This window comes from Amycolatopsis sp. NPDC051758 (assembly GCF_044453095.1).
Classification (GTDB): domain Bacteria; phylum Actinomycetota; class Actinomycetes; order Mycobacteriales; family Pseudonocardiaceae; genus Amycolatopsis.
Genome location: NZ_JBITCJ010000001.1, coordinates 303,565 through 321,368, shown reverse-complemented (window position 1 = coordinate 321,368; position 17,804 = coordinate 303,565). Strand labels below are relative to the sequence as shown.

Below are 17,804 nucleotides of genomic sequence, written 5' to 3'. Positions count from 1 at the left end.
ATGATGGGCCGATGATGACGCCCGAAGAGCTCCTGACGACCACCAGGACCGTGCGCAAGCGGCTGGACTTCGACCGGCCCGTGCCGCTCGACCTGGTGAAACACTGCGTGCAGGTCGCACTGCAGGCACCGAGCGGCTCGAACACCCAGCGGTGGCAGTGGCTCGTCGTCACGGACGCGGACCAGCGGGCCGCGCTCGGCGAGATCTACCGCCGGGCGTGCCACGAATACCTGGCGTCCCCGAACGCGGCCGGCAAGCAGTTCGCGGACGACCCGGCGCGCGCCGCGGTGCAGAAGCGCGTCGGTGACAGCGTCGAGTACCTGGCCGACCGGATGGGTGACGTCCCGGTCCTGGTGGTCCCCTGCCTCGAGACGGCGGCCGCCGAACTGCCGGCGGGCAACCAGGCGGGGATGTGGGCGTCGTTGTTGCCGGCGGTGTGGAGCTACATGCTGGCCGCGCGTTCGGTCACGCTGGGGACGGCGTGGACCACGCTGCACCTGAAGTACGAGCAGGAGGCGGCGGAGGTGCTGGGCCTGCCGAAGAACGTCCACCAGGCGGCGCTGATCCCGACGGCGTTCTACACGGGCGACACGTTCAAGCCGGCGGCGCGGCAGCCCCTCGAGGACGTCCTGCACCTCGACCGCTGGTGACCGCCGTGAAGGCCTCCCTGCCGGGGCGTTGGGGACGTCGGCAAGGAGGCCTTCACCGCCTTTCGGCGGCCGGGTGGTTCGGCGGCGGCTCTCAGCGCACGGTCAGGGTGAGCCGCTGGATGCCCCACGCGTCAGCTTGAGAGCCGGGTAGCCAGACGTCGACGATGTCGTCCTTGATCCAGCTGCCGATGTCCGCCGCGTAACACTCGCCGTAGCCGGGGACCGAAAACCTGGTGCCCCACGGGATGATCCGGGCGTCGACGGCGCAGAAGCCCGGCCCCGCGCTGTAGCCGAGAGCCGTCTGCGCGACGTCGTTGTAGGACGTGACGCGGTAGTTCAGCGTGGTGCCGGCCGGGACGCGGTAGGGCGCGAGCCGGTCGGCGCCGTCGAGGCGGTAAGCGGTGGAGAGCTGGCCGAGTGAGCCCGGTGAGTTGTCCTCGGCCGTCATCGCGTAGAGCTGGTAGTTCGCGTTCTGGCACGGGCTCGTGTCGGTCACCGTGAGCGTCGGCTGACCCCAGTCGCTGATCCACTGCAGGGCCTGGCCGTTGCGGAACGCTCGGTACGCCTTCGCGCCGGGGACGCGGGCGAAGGTGAAGGTGACCTTGGCGTCGGCGCCGAGGCCGCCGCTGACGGAACCGGGTGCGGGCAGGCGGTTGCTCACGTCCACGGCGCCGACGAGCGTGCCGGGTCCGTGCCCGCCGGTGACCGGGCGGTCGGGGATGGGGCCGGGGTAGAAGTGCTGGCACGCAGGCAGAACAGCGGCGGACGCGGGCAGCGCGGGGGCGGTGAGCAGGCCGGCGGCGGTCAGGACCGCCAACCCGAAGACCCTGGCGAAGCGCATGGCGGGAAACCTCCGTGGTGGGGACCGGGGTGGAGGTGACGCAAGGTGGAGAAGCGCGGGTTCGCCGCTGGAAAAACGGTAAGTGGCCTGGACCACTCAGTCAATAGGTCTAGACCTTTAAGTCCGCGGACACCCCGAACGGCCCAAAGCGGCTCAGAGGTAGCTGACCAGGCGCTCGGCCAAGGCGGCCGGGTGGCTCAGCGGCACGCAGTGCGGGCCGTCGATCTCGTCCGGCTCGACGCCGAGCCGCTCCCGCGCGACGCGCCGCTGGAAGTCCGGGACGAAGAAGCGGTCGTCGCGGCACAGCACCACCCGCGTCGGGACGTCCGGGTGGGCCGGCAGCGGCCACGGCTCGTCCCACTCCTTGCTGACCTGCTCGCGTCCGTGGGCCTGGCACTCCTCGGCGAGCGAAGCCGGGACGCCGTTGAAGAACTGCTCGGCTTCGCTCAGCCCGGCCGGCGACGAGAAGCCCGTGTTCCCCCACCACTGCCCCGGCGGCTCCCCCGGCGCCGGGATCATCCCGGCCAGGTACACCAGCAGCCGCGCCCGCACCTTCGCCGCGACGAGCGGCGCGGTGAACCCGCCGTAGGAATGGCCGACGACGGCGACGTCCGAAGTGTCCTCCAAGGCGTCCAGCACCGTGTCGACGAACGAATCCAGCCCGGCCGAGGAGTCGGTGATCGGCAGGTCCGGCGCCACGAAGCCGTGGCCGCGGGCGACCAACTCCGGGCCGAGCAGGTGGAAGTCCCACCCGCTGCCGCCGCCTCCGTGGATCAGCGCGAACGTCGTCATGCCGGCCAGCTCAGCAGCGGCGCAGCATGTCCGTCAAGGCGGTCTTCTCGCCCTGCGTGACGGTCAGGCCGTAGTAGTGCTTCACGACGATCCAGTCGGTCGCGTAAGTGCACCAGAACGCCACGAGCGGCGGTTTCCACTGGTCGGGCGCCTTGTCGCTCTTCTGCTGGTTCAGGTTGTCGGTGACGGCGAACAGCTGCGGCCGGGTCAGGTCGTTGGCGAACTGCTCGCGCTTCTCGGTCGTCCACGACTTCGCGCCGCTCGCCCAGGCCTGCCCGAGCGGGACCATGTGGTCGATGTCGAGGTCGGTCGCCTTGGTCCAGGTCTCGTCGTCGTAGACGCTCTTCCACGTCCCGGCCGTCGCCTTGCAGTCCTTGTCGGTCTTGACGTCCTGACCGGCGCGCTTGAGCACGACTTCGCGGGTGTCGCAGCCCGAGCCCTGGCTGTCCCAGTGCGGGAACTTCTCGCGCGAGTAGCCGTCCATGGACGTCCGCGCGGCGATGGTGAGCTCGCCGAGCTGCTTCTGCGCGTCCGCCGCCGAGACCGGGACCGGCGCCGAAGACGAGGACGACGACGCGGGCGGGGTCGCGCCCGCACCTCTGCTCGTCACCCAGTACCCGACGAGGGCGACCGCGAGGATCGCGACTACCAGCAGAGTTCGCTGCGTCACGCTGAGCCTAAAACCGCGGGCCGCCAAGATTTTCTCCTCTCACCTGCGGGTGCGCGCGGCGTAGTCTCACCTCTGCCGGCCCGGGACAACCGCGCCGACACGACGACCTGGCGCGAATGTGATCTCGCCCACCCACGGCGGAGATGTCACACCGAGCCGCTCAACTGCGACTACCGGAGCAGGAACCATCCGGAGGGAGCAGCCGATGCCCGGTCGGCTCAAGAAGTTCGACGAGTTTTTCCAGCGCAAGGCCGCCGAGGGCGGCAACGTCGTCGCCATGGCACGGATGGGCTCGGCGATGCGGGAGAGTGGGCAGCTCTCCGAGGCCGAGTCGTGGTTCCGCAAAGCCGCGATGGGCGGCGACCGCGTGTCGATGTCGGCGTTGGCGCACCTGCTGGCCGAACGCGGCGAGCGGGAGGAGGCCGAGCGCTGGTACCACGAGGCGGCGCTGGCCGGCGACCCCCACGGGATGCTGAACCTCGCCCGGTCGTACGAGCGGCGCGGGAAGCGCGAGGACGCCCAGCACTGGTACGGCGAGGCGGCCCGCACCGGCGACCTGCCGTCGATCGCCTCGCTCGGGCACCTGCTGCGGGAACAGGGGAAACCCGAAGAGGCCGAGTCGTGGCTGCGGCAGGCCGCCGACGCCGGGATCACCGGCGCGATGATCGACCTGGGGATCGTGCTGCGCGACCGCGGCCAGGCCGCGGAGGCGTCCCGCTGGTGGCGCTCGGCGGTGCTGGCCGGCGACCTCGCGGCCACCTGCCAGCTGGGCCGGCAGGCCGAGCGGCTCGGCCGGCCGGGCGACGCCGAGTCGTGGTACCGCCAGGGCGCGGGCGGCGGGCACGTCGAGGCGATCGTGCGGCTCGGGCTGCTGCTGCACCGCCGTGGTGACCTCGAAGAGGCCGAGAGCTGGTACCTCGACGCCGCCGAGCGCGGCGACCCGGCGGCGATGACGAACCTCGGTGTGCTCGCCCGCAACCGGGGTGACGAGGGCGAGGCCGCTGCTTGGTACCGCAAGGCCGCCGAACACGGCAGCGTGCCCGCGCTGACCAACCTCGGGCACCTCGCCGAGCACCGGGAGGACTTCTCCGCGGCCGAGCAGTGGTTCCGGCGGGCCGCCGAAACCGGCGACGTCCAGGGCATGCTCAGCCTGGCCCGGATGCTGCGGTCGCGGGGTGCCGCCCATGAGGCGGACGTGTGGCTGGCCCGTGCGGAGCACGTGCAGGACGACCGCGAGCACCACTACTGATCGGCTGCACAGGCGAGCACCCGAACGGCACCACGGACCATTTTCACCCGGGTAGATCTATTGTGTGATCCAACTCACACCTCTAGCCTGGGGTGGGCTCCCACCACCGAGCAGCAGCCCCGAGGAAGTGCCGCGTGTCGTGGTCACCGAATCACCCGGACTCCGTCAACGCCCTTTTCGAACGGCGCGAGGCGCCGGTGCTCGCCCTGGCCGACGACGCGCGCACGGTCGCCGAGGCGTGCCACGACATGGCCCGCCGCTTCCACCGCGGCGGCAAGCTCGTGGTGTTCGGCAACGGCGGCCCCAGCACCGACGCCCAGCACGTGGCGGTCGAGTTCGTCCACCCGGTGATCGTCGGCAAGCGCGCGCTCCCGGCGATTTCGCTGACCGCCGACGTCGCGACGGTCACCGGGGTCGCCAGCCGCACCGGCCTCGACGACGTCTTCGCCCACCAGCTGCGGATCATCGGCGAACCGGCCGACATCGCGCTGGGCATCTCCACCGACGGCGAGTGCGCGGGTGTCAAGCGCGGCCTCGAAACGGCGCGTGACCTCGGCATGCTCACCGTTGCGCTGACCGGTGGTAACGGCGGCGCGATCGCTGCGACTACTGGGCTGGACCACGTCTTCATCGCCCACTCGGACGACCCCCTGGTCGTCAAGGAGGTACACGTGACCACCTACCACGTGCTGTGGGAGCTGGTGCACGTCTTCTTCGAGCAGCCCGGCCTGCTGACCCCGGAGGTGGCGTCGTGAGCGCCTCTGACGCCGACAGAGACGTCGGCCCCGTCTGCCATGACGGGGTGTGCATCACCTGCTCCGACACCGCGGTCGAGGTGACCGTGGTCGAACTCCTGGACCTCGGGTTCGCTGTCGTGGATACCGGCTCGGGCCGGGAAGAGGTGAGCGTGGCGCTGGTCTCGGCCGGCGTCGGCGACCGAATCCTGGTGCACGCCGGGGAAGCCATCGCCCGTCTGGAGAATCCCTGACCAAGGGAGTTGACGCGCCATGACGCGGGAACAGTCCCCCGTGGGCGCGGACGGCCTCGAAGCGCTGTACCCGTTCCTCTACGCGGGTTCCGGTGACGTCGACGCCGTCCTCGATCAGGTCGAACAGTCCACTGTGGACAAGGTGCGCGAGATCGTCGCGCTGCGGGCCCGGGTGCTGGCGGCCGACGGCGAGCGCCTGTTCGCCTGCGCGCAGGACGTCGCCCGCGCGTTCGCCGGCGGCGGGCGGCTGCTCGCCTTCGGCAACGGCGGGAGCTCGACCGACGCCCAGGACCTCGCCAGCCTGTTCCTCAGCCCGGCGGGGGACGCAAAACCGTTGCCCGCCTTCGGGTTGACGAACGACATCGCGGTGGTGACCGCCCTGTCGAACGACATCGGGTTCGACGTCGTGTTCGCCCGCCAGATCGGCGCGTTCGGGCGGGCCGGCGACATCGCGGTGGGCCTGTCCACCAGCGGGAACTCCGCGAACCTGGTGCGCGGCTTCGACGAAGCCGCCCGGCGCGGCATGGTGACCGTCGGCATCGCCGGTTACGACGGCGGAAAGATGGCCGAGCTGGACAGCATCGACCACCTCTTTGTCGTCCCGTCACCGTCCGTGCACCGCATCCAGGAAGCCCAGACGACCCTTTACCACGCGCTGTGGGAGCTGACCCTCGGCGCGCTCGACGACCTCGCCAAGGGTGATCAGCCGTGACGCATGCCGCAGAGCAGACCGAAGAACAGCCCATCCACATCCTCTGGATCAACGCCGGCCTCTCGTGTGACGGCGACTCCGTCGCACTGACCGCCGCCACGCAACCCAGCATCGAGGAAATCGTCCTCGGCGCTTTGCCCGGCCTGCCCAAGATCGCGGTCCACTGGCCGTTGATCGACTTCGAGTGCGGCCCCGACAAGGGGGCCGACACGTTCATCGAGTGGTTCTACAAGGCCGACCGCGGTGAGCTGGAGCCGTTCGTGCTGGTCGTCGAGGGCTCGATCCCGAACGAGGCGATCAAGGAGGAGGGTTACTGGTGCGGGTTCGGGAACAACCCCGCGACCGGTCAGCCGATGACGACCAGCGAGTGGCTGGATCGCTTGGCGCCCAAGGCGCTGGCGGTCATGGCCGTCGGCACCTGCGCCACCTACGGCGGCATCCACGCGATGGAGGGCAACCCGACCGGCGCCATGGGTGTGCCCGACTACCTGGGCTGGGACTGGAAGTCCGGCGCCGGCATCCCGATCGTCTGCGTGCCCGGCTGCCCGACCCACCCGGACAACCTGTCCGAGACCATCACCTACCTGCTCTACCAGGCCGCCGGCCAGGCGCCGATGATCCCGCTCGACGACCACCTGCGGCCGCAGTGGCTCTTCGGCGCGACCGTGCACGAGGGCTGCGACCGCGGCGGCTACTACGAGCAGGGCCAGTTCGCCGACGCCTACGACTCCCCCAAGTGCCTGGTGAAGCTGGGCTGCTGGGGCCCGGTCGTCAAGTGCAACGTGCCCAAGCGCGGCTGGATCAACGGCGTCGGCGGCTGCCCGAACGTCGGCGGCATCTGCATCGGCTGCACGATGCCGGGCTTCCCGGACAAGTTCATGCCGTTCATGGACGAACCGCCGGGCGCGCAGGTGTCGTCGTTCGCCAGCGGCGCGTACGGGTCGGTGATCCGGCGGCTGCGGAAGATCACCGAGCGCAAGCTCGACAAGGAGCCGAAGTGGCGGCACACGGGCAAGAAGCTCAACACCGGTTACAAGTCCTCCTGGCGCTGAAAGGGATCGGGCAATGACGGACAAAGGCGTCAGCACCAAGGGCCGGACCGACCTCGTCGAAATGGCGTGGGACCCGATCACCCGGATCGTCGGCAGCCTCGGGATCTACACGAAGATCGACTGGGCCGCCAAGCGCGTCGTCGAGTGCCACAGCACGTCGTCGGTCTTCCGCGGCTACAGCATCTTCATGAAGGGCAAGGACCCGCGCGACGCGCACTTCATCACCAGCCGGATCTGCGGGATCTGCGGTGACAACCACGCGACGTGCTCGGTGTACGCCCAGAACATGGCCTACGGCGTCCGCCCGCCGCACCTGGGCGAGTGGATCCTCAACCTCGGCGAGGCCGCCGAGTACATGTTCGACCACAACATCTTCCAGGAGAACCTGGTCGGGGTCGACTACTGCGAGAAGATGGTCGCCGAGACCAACCCCGGCGTCCTGGACCTGGCCAACCGCACCGAAGCACCGCACGCGGGCGACCACGGTTACAAGACCATCGGCGACATCATGCGCTCGCTGAACCCGCTGGAAGGCGAGTTCTACCGCGAGGCCCTGCAGGTTTCCCGCAGCACGCGTGAGATGTTCTGCCTGATGGAGGGCCGGCACGTCCACCCGTCCACGTTGTACCCGGGCGGCGTCGGCACGGTCGCCACCGTGCAGCTGTTCACCGACTACCTGACCCGGCTCATGCGCTACGTCGAGTTCATGAAGCGCTGCCTGCCGATGCACGACGACCTGTTCGACTTCTTCTACGAAGCCCTGCCCGGCTACGAAGAGGTCGGCCGGCGGCGCGTCCTGCTCGGCTGCTGGGGCAGCCTGAACAACCCGGAGTACTGCGACTTCAGCTACGAGAACATGGAGTCCTGGGGCCGGAAGATGTACGTGACGCCGGGCATCGTCGTCGACGGCAAGCTCGTCACCACCAGCCTGCTCGACATCAACCTCGGCATCCGGATCCTGCTCGGCAGCTCGTTCTACGAGGACTGGGCCGACCAGCCGATGTTCGTCACGCAGGACCCGCTGGGCAACCCGGTCGACCAGCGCCACCCGTGGAACCAGCACACCATCCCGCGCCCGGCCAAGCGCGACTTCGACGGCAAGTACTCGTGGACGATGTCGCCGCGCTGGTTCGACGGCAAGGACCACCTCGCCCTCGACACCGGCGGCGGCCCGATCGCCCGCCTGTGGGTGACGGCGCTCGCCGGGCTCGTCGACACGCCGTACGTCAAGTCGACCGGGCACAGCGTGACGATCACCCTGCCGCGCACGGCCACCAAACCCGAGGTCGCCTTCGAGTGGAAGATCCCGCAGTGGAGCAACGCGCTCGAGCGCAACCGCGCCCGGACGTACTTCCAGGCGTACTCGGCGGCGATGGCCCTGCACTTCGCCGAGCAGGCACTCGGTGAGGTCCGCAAGGGCAACACGAAGACGTGGGAGCCGTTCAAGGTCCCCGACGAAGGCGTGAGCTGTGGGTTCACCGAGGCGGTGCGCGGTGTGCTGTCGCACCACATGGTGATCAAGGGCGGCAAGATCGCGAACTACCACCCGTACCCGCCGACACCGTGGAACGGCAGCGTGCGCGACAGCTTCGGCACGCCGGGGCCGTACGAGGACGCCGTGCAGAACACGCCGATCTTCGAGGAGAACACCCAGGAGAACTTCAAGGGCATCGACATCATGCGCGCGGTCCGCAGCTTCGACCCGTGCCTGCCCTGCGGTGTCCACATGTACACCGGCAAGGGCAAGGTGATCGAGCGGCTGCACACCCCGCACGCGTTCGGCGGGGAGATCGCCTGATGGCCGACGTCGACCAGGTCGGCGAGCGCATCGAGCGGCTGCTGAGCGAGCTTTCCGGCAAGGACGCCGAACTGGCCGAGGACCTCGTCCACACGCTGCTCGAGTTCTACGGCGCCGGCCTGGCCCGGATCGTGGACGTCGTCGGCGAGGCGAACCGGCCGCTGCTGGACCGGCTCGCCGAGGACGACCACGTCCGCGGTCTGCTCGTGCTGCACGACCTGCACCCGAAGTCCACCCACGAGCGCGTGACCGAAGCCCTCGACAAGGTCCGGCCGTACCTGGGTTCGCACGCCGGCGACGTCGAGTTCGTCGGGATCGACGACAACGGCGTCCTGCGGCTGCAGCTGCAGGGCACCTGCGACGGCTGCCCGTCCTCGACGGTCACCGCGAAGTACGCCATCGAACGGATGGTCCGCGAGGTGGCGCCGGAGATCTCCGACGTCGTCGTCGAGGGTGTGGTGCCCGAGGAGACCGGCCCCGGCGGCCGGCCGCTGCTGCCGCTCGAAGCCCTCGAGTGCCCCGTGGAGGTCCGGTGACCGGCGGCCTCCGGCGCTTCCGCACGCCCGCACCGCGCGCCGCCCCCGGCGAGCGGTGCGAGATGTGCGCGGAGCCGATCGGCGCCGAGCACGGGCACGTGATCGACCTCGAATCCCGGACGATCCTGTGCGCCTGCCGGGGCTGCTACCTGCTGTTCACCCACCGCGGCGCGGGCGGGAAGCGGCACCGCGCGGTGCCGGACCGGTTCCGGCACGTACCGCGCTTCGGCCCCGGCACGGCGTTGTGGGAGTCGGCGGGGATCCCGGTGAAAACGGCGTTCCTGTTCCGCAACTCGGTGCAGGACCGGCCGGTCGCGTTCTACCCGAGCCCGGCGGGGGCGACCGAGTCCCTGCTGGAGCTCGGCACGTGGGACGAGCTGCTGGCCGGCACGCCGGCGTTCGCGGACATCGCCGACGACGTCGAAGCGCTGCTGCTGAACCAGCTCGACCTCGGGTTCGAGTGCTTCCTGGTGCCGATCGACGTCTGTTACGAGCTGGTCGGGCTCGTCCGGACGACGTGGCGCGGCTTCGACGGCGGCACCGAGGCGCACGAAGCCATCGACGCGTTCTTCGCGAAGCTGCGGGAGCGCAGCGAGGTCGTGACGGATGGCTGAGCTGACCTTCGACTGCGTCGACGTCCGGCCGCTGAAGTACGCGGCCTCGCCGACGCTGGCGTTCAAGCTGCGGATCACCGAGCTGACCGGGCAGCCCGTCCACGCGATGGTGCTGCGGGTCCAGATCCGGATCGAGCCGCAGCGCCGCCGGTACTCCGATGAGGAGTCGGAGCTGCTCACCCATCTCTTCGGCGAGCGCGCCCGGTGGGGCGAGACGCTGAAGCCGTTCCAGTTCACCACGGTCTCGGTGACGGTGCCCGGGTTCTCCGGCGCCACCGAGGTCGACGCCGAGGTGCCGTGCACCTACGACCTGGAAGTCGCGGCCGGAAAGTACTTCCACGCGCTGGCCGAAGGGGTCGTGCCGATGGTGCTGCTGTTCAGCGGCACGGTGTTCGGCAAGGGCGGGCCGGGGTTCTGGGTCGAGCAGGTGCCGTGGCACACCCAGGCCGAGTGCCGGATGCCGGTGACCGTCTGGGACGAGCTGATGGCGCGCTACTTCCCGAACGTCGCGTGGATCAAGCTGCCGCGCGAGACGGTCGACGCACTGCTCAAGTACAAGGCGGCGAACGCCATCCCGACCTGGGAAGCGGCGATCGAGCAGCTGCTGGCCGGTGGGCCGTGAACGCCGGGGACCAGGCCCGCGCCATCGGCGACGCCGTGCTCTACGAGGGTTACCTGCTCTACCCGTACCGCGCGTCGGCCGGGAAGAACAAGGTGCGCTGGCAGTGGGGTGTGCTGATGCCGCCGTCCTACGCCTCGGCGGAGATCGGCGAGCACGCGTCCGCGCGCGTCGAGTGCCTGCTGGAACCCCTGGCCCATACGATCCTGCACGTCAAGGTGCGATTCCTGCAGACGCGGACGTTGCTCACGTGGGACGAGGCCGTCGAGCACGAGATCAACTTCGAGCTGCCGCTTTCGGAACTCCCGGCCGAGAAGGCGTTCCACGTGCCAGGCGAAGAACGGACACACCCGCTGTCCGGCGTCCTCACTGCGCGCGTCGAACCGCTCGACGGGCCGTTCGGCGGCGCCCGCCTGCGCGTCGAGGTGCACAACACGACGTCGTGGCCCGCCGACGGCGTCCGCGAGCACGCTCTCCGGCATTCGCTGCTGGCCGCTCACCTCGTGCTCAGCGTCGACACCGGGCACTTCCTGTCCATGCTGGACCCGCCGGAGTGGGCGAAACCCGCGGTCGAAGCCTGCCGGCAGGAACGGCTCTGGCCGGTCCTGATCGGCGACACCGCCCGCAGCACGGTCATGCTCGCGTCGCCGATCATCCTCTACGACAACCCGTCGATCGCCGAGGAAAGCCCCGGGGACCTCTTCGACGGCACCGAGATCGACGAGATCCTGACGCTGCGCACGATGACGCTGACCGACGAGGAGAAGCGTGAGGCCCGGGCGACCGACCCGCGCGCGGCGGCCATCGTGGACCGCGTCGACTCGATGCCGCCCGAGCTGCTGGAGCGGCTCCACGGCGCGGTCCGCTCCCTTCGGCCGGTCGAACCTTCAGTGGTCGTCGCCGGGGTGCGCGTCGCCGCGGGGTCGCAGGTTCGGCTGCTGCCGAACCTGCGGGGCGCCGACGCCCAGGACATGTTCCTCACCGGCAAGACCGCGACCGTGCACGTCATCTTGTCCGATGTGGACGGGGCAACACACATCGCGGTGACGCTCGACGACGACCCCGGTGCCGACCTGCAGCACGCGCAAGGCCGGTACCGGTACTTCTCCCCCGACGAGATCGAGCCCTTGGAGGTCGCGGAATGAGGCCACGTGTACTGGTCGCCGGCATCGGCAACATCTTCCTCGGCGACGACGGCTTCGGCGTCGAAGTCATCAAGGAGCTGGAGCAGGCCGAGCTGCCGGAGTGGGTGCAGATCGCCGACTACGGCATCGCCGGCATGCACCTCGCCTACGACCTGCTGGGCGGTTACGACACGACGATCCTGCTCGACGCGACCCCGCACGGCCGGCCGCCCGGCACCCTCTCGCTCATCGAAGCCGACACCGACGACCTGGCGACGGCGTCGTCGATCGACGCGCACGGCATGCAGCCCGAAGCGGTGTTCCGGCTGTTGCGGCTGCTCGGCGGGGACGCCGGGCGGGTGCTGATCGTCGGGTGCGAACCGGACTGCCTCGACGAAGGGATCGGCCTTTCCCCGGCGGTCGCGGCGGCGGTGCCGGCCGCGGTCCGCGCCGTCATCGAACTCACCTGGGGCACCAGCCCGCAGCTGCCGGTCAAGGAAAAGACGGAGGTCTGAGCCATGTGCCTCGGGATCCCGGGCGAGATCATCGAAATCAGCGAGGAGCGCCCGGACCTCGCGAAGGTCGCGGTCAGCGGTGTCAAACGGCTCATCAACATCGGCCTGCTCGAAGACGACCCGCCGAAGCCCGGCGAGTGGATCCTCATCCACGTCGGCTTCGCACTGTCCAAAATAGACGAGGCGGAGGCCGCGGCGGCGCTGGACTTCCTGGAAAGCATCGGCAAGGCCTACGAAGACGAAATGGCCGCGTTGCTCGAATCCCAGATCGAATAGGAGTGACCATGCGTTTCGTCGACGAATTCCGCGACGCGGAGAAGGCGCGGGCGCTGTCCGCGAAGATCACGTCGCTGTGCGAGCCGGGCCGCCACTACAAGTTCATGGAGGTCTGCGGCGGGCACACGCACACCATCTACAAACACGGCCTCGAGGACTACCTGCCCGAGAGCATCACGCTGGTGCACGGGCCCGGCTGCCCGGTGTGCGTGATCCCGATGGGCCGGGTCGACGACGCCATCCACATCGCGCGGCAGCCCGGTGTGCTCATGACGTCGTTCGGCGACATGATGCGCGTGCCCGGGTCCGGCGGGAACTTCTTCGACTCCAACGCCGAGGGCACCAACATCCGGATGGTGTACTCGCCGCTGGACTCGCTGAAGATCGCGCGGCAGAACCCGGACCTGCGGGTCGTGTTCATGGCGATCGGCTTCGAGACGACCACGCCGTCCACCGCGATGACCCTGCTGCGCGCGGCTTCCGAAGGCATCGAGAACTTCTCGGTGTTCGGCAACCACGTCACGATCATCCCGGCGATCAAGGCCATCCTCGACTCCCCCGACCTGCGGCTCGACGGCTTCATCGGCCCGGGGCACGTCTCGACGGTGATCGGCTGCCGGCCGTACGAGTTCATCTCGCGTGACTACGGCAAGCCCGTCGTGGTCGCCGGGTTCGAGCCCCTCGACATCCTGCAGTCGATCTACATGCTGATGCTGCAGCTGTCCTCCGGGCGGTCCGAAGTCGAGAACCAGTACTCGCGGGTCGTGCCGTGGAACGGCAACATGGTCGCGCTGAAGGCCATCAACGAGGTCATGGAGCTGCGGCCGTACTTCGAGTGGCGTGGCCTCGGGTTCATCACGCACTCGGCGATGGCGATCCGCGAGAAGTACGCCGAGTTCGACGCCGAACGGATCTTCGAGATCCCCGGCCTGCGCGTCGCCGATCCCAAGGCGTGCCAGTGCGGCGAGGTGCTCAAGGGTGTGCTGAAACCGTGGGAGTGCAAGGTGTTCGGCACCGCGTGCACCCCGGAGACGCCGATCGGGACGTGCATGGTCTCCCCCGAAGGCGCCTGCGCGGCGTACTACAACTTCGGCCGGTTCAGCCGCCAGCGCGTCCGGGAAGCGAGCCGCGCATGACCACCACGGAACGCGAACAGCAGGTCCTCGACCGGATCGAGCGGGCGCGGCGCCGGCGTGCGAAGGTCCGCGAAGAGCGCATCACGCTGTCCCACGGCGCCGGCGGCAAGTCGACACACACGCTGATCGAGGCGGTGTTCCTCGACGCGTTCCGCAACCCGCTGCTGGAACCCTTGGAGGACTCGGCGTCCCTGACCATCGGCGACGCCCGGCTGGCCCTGACGACGGACTCCTACGTCGTCTCGCCGCTGTTCTTCCCCGGCGGCAACATCGGCGACCTGGCCGTGAACGGCACGGTGAACGACCTCGCCGTTTCCGGCGCGCGGCCGCTGTACCTGACCTGCGGGTTCATCCTCGAGGAGGGTTTCCCCGTCGAGGACCTGCTGAAGATCGTCGACTCGATGAAGACGGCGGCGCTGGCGGCCAACGTCCAGATCGTCACTGGCGACACGAAGGTCGTGCAGCGCGGCAAGGCCGACGGCGTGTACATCAACACCGCCGGGGTCGGGGTGCTCACCCGCACCGGGCTCGGCGTCGCCACCGTGAAGCCCGGGGACGCCGTCCTCGTCTCCGGGCCGATCGGCGACCACGGCGTCACGATCATGCTGGCCCGCGGCGAACTCGACATCGACGCCGACCTGGAGTCCGACACCGCGCCGGTGCACGAACTGGTGGCCGGCCTGCTGGCCGCGGTGCCCGGGGTGCGCGCGATGCGGGACGCGACCCGCGGCGGTGTCGCGACGATCCTCAACGAGATCGCGAAGGCCGCGGACGTCTCGGTGGTCGTCGACGAGAAGGCCGTTCCGGTCCGCACCGAGGTTCGCGGCGCGTCGGAGCTGCTCGGCATCGACCCGCTGTACGTCGCCTGCGAAGGCCGGATCGTGGTGGTCGTCGACGGTGCCCAGGCCGGGGACGCGCTGGCCGCGTTGCGCTCACACCCGCTCGGCGCGGACGCCGCGGTGATCGGCCGGATCGCCGACGACCCGCCCGGGCTGGTGCTGCTGAACACCACGTTCGGCGGCACCCGGATCGTGGACCTGCTGGTCGGGGACCCGCTGCCGAGGATCTGCTGAATGCACGAAATGTCGATCACGCAGTCGGTCGTCGACACGATCGTCGCCCGCCTCGGCGACGCGACCGTGACGAGCGTGCGGCTGGAGATCGGGCGGCTGTCCGGCGTGGTGCCGGACAGCGTCCGCTTCTGCTTCGACGTCCTGTGCGCGGGCACTTCGCTGGCCGGCGCGCACCTGGAGATCAGCGAGCCGTCCGGCCGGGCGTGCTGCCGCGACTGCGGCGAGGAGTTCGGCCTCGACGACTTCATCCTGCTGTGCCCCTGCGGCAGCGCCGACGTCGAGGTGCTGGCCGGGCGGGAACTGCGCATCACCTCGGTGGAGGTCGGACATGTGTGACACCTGCGGCTGCTCGGACGGCGACGTCCGGATCACCGACGAAGCCCACACAGTGGTGCTGGAGCAGGACATCTTGGCGAAGAACGACGAGCTGGCGACGCACAACCGCGCGCACTTCCGCGCGTCCGGCGTCTTCGCGATCAACCTGATGAGCTCTCCCGGCGCCGGGAAGACAACGCTGCTGGAGCGGACCATCCAGGCTCTGGACACGCCCTGCGCGGTGGTCGAGGGTGACCAGGAGACCCTGCTGGACGCCGAGCGGATCAAGGCCACCGGCGCGCCGGTGGTGCAGATCAACACCGGCGCCGGCTGCCACCTCGACGCGTCGATGCTGCACCGGGCGGTGCATTCGCTGGCGCCGGCGGAGGGGTCGACGCTGTTCATCGAGAACGTCGGCAACCTGGTCTGCCCGGCGCTGTTCGACCTCGGCGAGGCGGCGCGTGTGGTGATCCTGTCGGTGACCGAGGGGCCCGGGAAGCCGTTGAAGTACCCGCACATGTTCGCCGCGACGGACCTGGTGCTGCTGAACAAGGTCGACCTGCTGCCCTACGTCGACTTCGACGTCTCCGAGTTCGAGCGGGACTTCCGCCGCGTGAACCCGTCGGCGGCGTTGCTGCCGGTCAGCGCGACCCGCGGCGACGGCCTCACCGAGTGGTACAACTGGCTACGGCGACCTGACCGAAACTGATCCCGCCGTCGTTGGTCGGCACGTTCCGGTGGGTCAGGACGTGGAAGCCCTTTTGTTCCAGCGCTTCCACGGTCCGGTCGAGCAGGAGGACGTTCTGGAACACCCCGCCGGACAGCGCGACGGTGGTGCTGTGGTCCCGCAGCCGGTGGCAGGTGTCCGCGATCACCGCGGCGACCCCGTTGTGGAACCGCGCGGCTCGCTTGGCCTTCGTGGCGGTGTCGTCCAGAAGAGCGGCGATGAGGTCCTCACCGTGGACGACGTCGTCCACGCGCGCCGGGTAGGCGGCCTGCTCGGCGGGGTCGGCCAGCTGTTCCAGCTCGATGGCGGCCTGGCCTTCGTAGTTGATCGTGTCCCGCACGCCGAGCAGCGCGGCAGCGGCGTCGAAGAGGCGTCCCGCACTCGACGTCAGCGGTGAGTTGAGGCCACTGCGTTTCAGCTTCACGATGGTTTCGTCGGCGGGCCGCCCCAGTTCGTCCACATAGGACGCGGCCATCCGCCAGGGCTGCCGGATGGCCATGGCGCCGCCCGGCATCACGACCGGCCGCAGGTGGTTCAGCCGCTGGTAGCCGCTCAGATCGGCGAGAAGGAATTCCCCGCCCCAGATGGTGCCGTCCGGCCCGAAACCGGTGCCGTCGAAGGCGACGCCGAGCACGGGGTCCTGGTGATTGTTGTCGGCCAGGCAGGCGGCGATGTGCGCGTGGTGGTGCTGCACACCCAGCAGCTCGACGTCCTGGTCGAGTGCGTACTTCGTGGACAGGTACTCGGGGTGCAGATCGTGCGCGACGAGCACCGGGTTGATGTCGAAAAGGTGCTTGAAGTGGTTGATGCCTTCGGTGAACGACCTGAGCGTCTCGTAGTTCTCGAGGTCGCCGATGTGGTGCGAGACGAAGGCGTGGCGGCCTTTGGCGAGGCAGAAGGTGTTCTTGAGTTCGGCGCCGCAGCCGAGGAGGTGCAGTTTCGTCTCGTGGTTGAGACGGACCGGCTCGGGTGCGTACCCGCGTGACCGCCGTTGCAGCTGGGGTGCACCGCGGGTGATGCGCACGACGGAGTCGTCGGTGCGGATGTGGATGGGCCGGTCGTGAGTGAGGAAGGCGTCGGTGATGGTTTTGAGGCGGCCGAGGTCGTCGTCGCGGTAGACGATGGGCTCGTCGGAGACGTTCGCGCTGGTCAGAACGATCGGCCCGGTCAGTTCCAGCAGAAGGTGGTGCAGCGGGGTGTAGGGCAGCATGAGCCCGATCCGCCGGTTCCCGGGCGCCACGGCGTCGGCGAGTCCGGCCTTCTTGGGGAGCAGCACGATGGGCCGCCGCCTGCTGCTTAGCGCCTTCTCAGCCGCTTCACCAACTTCGGCGAGCTCCCGGGCCTGCTCCAAGTCGGCAACCATGACGGCAAAGGGCTTGTCCTCCCGGTGTTTCCTCGCCCGCAGGTTCTTCGCGGCTTCCTCATGCCTCGCCCCGACGGCGAGGTGATAACCCCCGAGCCCTTTCACGGCGACGATCGCGCCTTGGTTGATGGCCGCCGCGGCTTCGTGGATCGGATCACCATCGCCGGGCTCGAACCGCAGGGTGGGCCCGCAGGCCGGGCAGCAGACGGGCTGGGCGTGGAACCGCCGGTCGGCCGGGTCTTCGTACTCCTGCTTGCAGTCGGCGCACATCGCGAAGCCGGCCATGGTGGTGAGCGGCCGGTCGTAGGGCACCCCTCGGACGATGGTGAACCGCGGGCCGCAGTGGGTGCAGTTCACGAAGGGGTACCGGTAGCGCCGGTCGGCGGGGTCGCGGAGTTCGCGCAGGCAGTCGTCACAAGTGGCGGAGTCGGCCGAGATGAGCGTGTCGGCGGCGCCCCCGTCGGGGCTCTCGACGATCCGGAAGCCACGCTCCCCCGTCACCAAGATCTCGCAGACCTCAACCCGCTCAACCACCGCAAGCGGCGGCGCCTGGGTCCGCAGCGCTTGGACGAACACCTCTACTTGGGCCTGTGTGCCTTCAGTTTCAAGGAAAACGCCATGCACATCGTTCCCCACGAACCCAGCGAGGTGGTGCCGGAGCGCAAGCTGGTAGACGAAGGGCCGAAACCCCACGCCCTGCACCACCCCAGCGACCCTGATCGCCACCCGCACCCGCTCAGTCTGCGCCTGGTCC

At 69.5% G+C, this 17,804-nt stretch carries 21 protein-coding genes; 17 read left to right on the top strand and 4 right to left on the bottom strand.

Going from position 1 to position 17,804, the window contains the following annotated elements; genetic code table 11:
- The first annotated feature begins 11 nt into the window (after positions 1 to 11).
- Complete coding sequence (locus ACIA5G_RS01640) at positions 12 to 650, top strand: nitroreductase family protein (protein ID WP_395920301.1); 639 nt, start codon at positions 12 to 14, stop codon at positions 648 to 650.
- A 91-nt stretch (positions 651 to 741) separates the two neighbouring features.
- On the opposite strand, the gene ACIA5G_RS01635 is transcribed toward ACIA5G_RS01640, so the two are convergent.
- The 3 genes from ACIA5G_RS01635 to ACIA5G_RS01625 all read right to left on the bottom strand — a co-directional run bounded on the left by ACIA5G_RS01635 (position 742) and on the right by ACIA5G_RS01625 (position 2,980).
- A complete protein-coding gene (locus ACIA5G_RS01635; protein ID WP_395920300.1) occupies positions 742 to 1,491 on the bottom strand; it encodes a 3D domain-containing protein in 750 nt (249 codons plus the stop codon).
- A 153-nt stretch (positions 1,492 to 1,644) separates the two neighbouring features.
- Positions 1,645 to 2,283 carry an alpha/beta fold hydrolase gene (locus tag ACIA5G_RS01630; protein WP_395920299.1) on the bottom strand — a complete coding sequence of 213 codons (639 nt, stop codon included), beginning with the start codon at positions 2,281 to 2,283 and terminating at the stop codon, positions 1,645 to 1,647.
- A gap of 10 nt (positions 2,284 to 2,293) precedes the next feature.
- Entirely contained in the window at positions 2,294 to 2,980 is a 687-nt protein-coding gene (locus ACIA5G_RS01625) for an HNH endonuclease family protein (protein WP_395920298.1), read from the bottom strand.
- Between the two features lie 178 nt (positions 2,981 to 3,158).
- Here ACIA5G_RS01625 and ACIA5G_RS01620 point away from each other — a divergent pair, with 178 nt between their 5' ends.
- The 16 genes from ACIA5G_RS01620 (at position 3,159) to hypB (ending at position 15,669) form a co-directional block, all read left to right on the top strand.
- Positions 3,159 to 4,202 (top strand): tetratricopeptide repeat protein, encoded by a 1,044-nt coding sequence (locus ACIA5G_RS01620; protein ID WP_395920297.1) that lies wholly within the window; start codon positions 3,159 to 3,161, stop codon positions 4,200 to 4,202.
- A 134-nt stretch (positions 4,203 to 4,336) separates the two neighbouring features.
- Positions 4,337 to 4,957, top strand: a complete 621-nt coding sequence (locus ACIA5G_RS01615; protein WP_395920296.1) for an SIS domain-containing protein — start codon at positions 4,337 to 4,339, stop codon at positions 4,955 to 4,957.
- A complete protein-coding gene (locus ACIA5G_RS01610) occupies positions 4,954 to 5,190 on the top strand; it encodes a HypC/HybG/HupF family hydrogenase formation chaperone (RefSeq protein WP_395920295.1) in 237 nt (78 codons plus the stop codon). Before ACIA5G_RS01615 ends, ACIA5G_RS01610 begins: the two co-directional genes overlap by 4 nt.
- A gap of 19 nt (positions 5,191 to 5,209) precedes the next feature.
- Positions 5,210 to 5,902, top strand: coding sequence for an SIS domain-containing protein (locus ACIA5G_RS01605; protein WP_395920294.1), 693 nt, complete (start codon positions 5,210 to 5,212; stop codon positions 5,900 to 5,902).
- A complete protein-coding gene (locus ACIA5G_RS01600) occupies positions 5,899 to 6,954 on the top strand; it encodes a hydrogenase expression protein HypE (protein ID WP_395920293.1) in 1,056 nt (351 codons plus the stop codon). Before ACIA5G_RS01605 ends, ACIA5G_RS01600 begins: the two co-directional genes overlap by 4 nt.
- 13 nt (positions 6,955 to 6,967) lie before the next feature.
- Positions 6,968 to 8,752: a nickel-dependent hydrogenase large subunit gene (locus ACIA5G_RS01595; protein ID WP_395920292.1), complete on the top strand. Its 1,785-nt coding sequence runs from the start codon at positions 6,968 to 6,970 to the stop codon at positions 8,750 to 8,752.
- A complete protein-coding gene (locus tag ACIA5G_RS01590; RefSeq protein WP_395920291.1) occupies positions 8,752 to 9,288 on the top strand; it encodes a NifU family protein in 537 nt (178 codons plus the stop codon). The genes ACIA5G_RS01595 and ACIA5G_RS01590 overlap by 1 nt, the downstream gene beginning before the upstream one ends.
- Positions 9,285 to 9,902: a DUF5947 family protein gene (locus ACIA5G_RS01585; RefSeq protein ID WP_395920290.1), complete on the top strand. Its 618-nt coding sequence runs from the start codon at positions 9,285 to 9,287 to the stop codon at positions 9,900 to 9,902. Before ACIA5G_RS01590 ends, ACIA5G_RS01585 begins: the two co-directional genes overlap by 4 nt.
- A complete protein-coding gene (locus ACIA5G_RS01580) occupies positions 9,895 to 10,524 on the top strand; it encodes a DUF6084 family protein (RefSeq protein WP_395920289.1) in 630 nt (209 codons plus the stop codon). The genes ACIA5G_RS01585 and ACIA5G_RS01580 overlap by 8 nt, the downstream gene beginning before the upstream one ends.
- Complete coding sequence (locus ACIA5G_RS01575; protein WP_395920288.1) at positions 10,521 to 11,666, top strand: hypothetical protein; 1,146 nt, start codon at positions 10,521 to 10,523, stop codon at positions 11,664 to 11,666. The genes ACIA5G_RS01580 and ACIA5G_RS01575 overlap by 4 nt, the downstream gene beginning before the upstream one ends.
- Positions 11,663 to 12,160 (top strand): hydrogenase maturation protease, encoded by a 498-nt coding sequence (locus tag ACIA5G_RS01570; protein ID WP_395920287.1) that lies wholly within the window; start codon positions 11,663 to 11,665, stop codon positions 12,158 to 12,160. Before ACIA5G_RS01575 ends, ACIA5G_RS01570 begins: the two co-directional genes overlap by 4 nt.
- A 3-nt stretch (positions 12,161 to 12,163) precedes the next feature.
- Positions 12,164 to 12,436 carry a HypC/HybG/HupF family hydrogenase formation chaperone gene (locus tag ACIA5G_RS01565; protein ID WP_395920286.1) on the top strand — a complete coding sequence of 91 codons (273 nt, stop codon included), beginning with the start codon at positions 12,164 to 12,166 and terminating at the stop codon, positions 12,434 to 12,436.
- Positions 12,437 to 12,444: 8 nt separating this feature from the next.
- Positions 12,445 to 13,572, top strand: coding sequence for a hydrogenase formation protein HypD (gene hypD / locus ACIA5G_RS01560; RefSeq protein ID WP_395920285.1), 1,128 nt, complete (start codon positions 12,445 to 12,447; stop codon positions 13,570 to 13,572).
- Positions 13,569 to 14,645, top strand: a complete 1,077-nt coding sequence (gene hypE, locus ACIA5G_RS01555) for a hydrogenase expression/formation protein HypE (protein WP_395920284.1) — start codon at positions 13,569 to 13,571, stop codon at positions 14,643 to 14,645. Before hypD ends, hypE begins: the two co-directional genes overlap by 4 nt.
- The gene (locus ACIA5G_RS01550) at positions 14,646 to 14,981 is read left to right on the top strand and encodes a hydrogenase maturation nickel metallochaperone HypA (protein WP_395920283.1); all 336 of its coding nucleotides are present in this window, start codon (positions 14,646 to 14,648) and stop codon (positions 14,979 to 14,981) included.
- Positions 14,974 to 15,669, top strand: coding sequence for a hydrogenase nickel incorporation protein HypB (hypB, locus tag ACIA5G_RS01545; RefSeq protein ID WP_395920282.1), 696 nt, complete (start codon positions 14,974 to 14,976; stop codon positions 15,667 to 15,669). Before ACIA5G_RS01550 ends, hypB begins: the two co-directional genes overlap by 8 nt.
- Here hypB and hypF read toward each other — a convergent pair.
- The gene (gene hypF / locus ACIA5G_RS01540; protein ID WP_395920281.1) at positions 15,626 to 17,782 is read right to left on the bottom strand and encodes a carbamoyltransferase HypF; all 2,157 of its coding nucleotides are present in this window, start codon (positions 17,780 to 17,782) and stop codon (positions 15,626 to 15,628) included. The genes hypB and hypF overlap by 44 nt on opposite strands.
- Between the last annotated feature and the right edge of the window lie 22 nt (positions 17,783 to 17,804).

Bases quoted from the DNA above. Each gene is read 5' to 3' on its own strand.
- ACIA5G_RS01595 (WP_395920292.1), top strand. From the start codon at position 6,968: ATGACGGACAAAGGCGTCAGCACCAAGGGCCGGACCGACCTCGTCGAA.
- ACIA5G_RS01550 (WP_395920283.1), top strand. From the start codon at position 14,646: ATGCACGAAATGTCGATCACGCAGTCGGTCGTCGACACGATCGTCGCC.
- ACIA5G_RS01590 (WP_395920291.1), top strand. From the start codon at position 8,752: ATGGCCGACGTCGACCAGGTCGGCGAGCGCATCGAGCGGCTGCTGAGC.
- ACIA5G_RS01635 (WP_395920300.1), bottom strand. From the start codon at position 1,491: ATGCGCTTCGCCAGGGTCTTCGGGTTGGCGGTCCTGACCGCCGCCGGC.
- ACIA5G_RS01580 (WP_395920289.1), top strand. From the start codon at position 9,895: ATGGCTGAGCTGACCTTCGACTGCGTCGACGTCCGGCCGCTGAAGTAC.
- hypD (WP_395920285.1), top strand. From the start codon at position 12,445: ATGCGTTTCGTCGACGAATTCCGCGACGCGGAGAAGGCGCGGGCGCTG.
- ACIA5G_RS01630 (WP_395920299.1), bottom strand. From the start codon at position 2,283: ATGACGACGTTCGCGCTGATCCACGGAGGCGGCGGCAGCGGGTGGGAC.
- ACIA5G_RS01570 (WP_395920287.1), top strand. From the start codon at position 11,663: ATGAGGCCACGTGTACTGGTCGCCGGCATCGGCAACATCTTCCTCGGC.
- hypE (WP_395920284.1), top strand. From the start codon at position 13,569: ATGACCACCACGGAACGCGAACAGCAGGTCCTCGACCGGATCGAGCGG.
- hypB (WP_395920282.1), top strand. From the start codon at position 14,974: ATGTGTGACACCTGCGGCTGCTCGGACGGCGACGTCCGGATCACCGAC.
- ACIA5G_RS01565 (WP_395920286.1), top strand. From the start codon at position 12,164: ATGTGCCTCGGGATCCCGGGCGAGATCATCGAAATCAGCGAGGAGCGC.
- ACIA5G_RS01605 (WP_395920294.1), top strand. From the start codon at position 5,210: ATGACGCGGGAACAGTCCCCCGTGGGCGCGGACGGCCTCGAAGCGCTG.
- ACIA5G_RS01620 (WP_395920297.1), top strand. From the start codon at position 3,159: ATGCCCGGTCGGCTCAAGAAGTTCGACGAGTTTTTCCAGCGCAAGGCC.
- ACIA5G_RS01640 (WP_395920301.1), top strand. From the start codon at position 12: ATGATGACGCCCGAAGAGCTCCTGACGACCACCAGGACCGTGCGCAAG.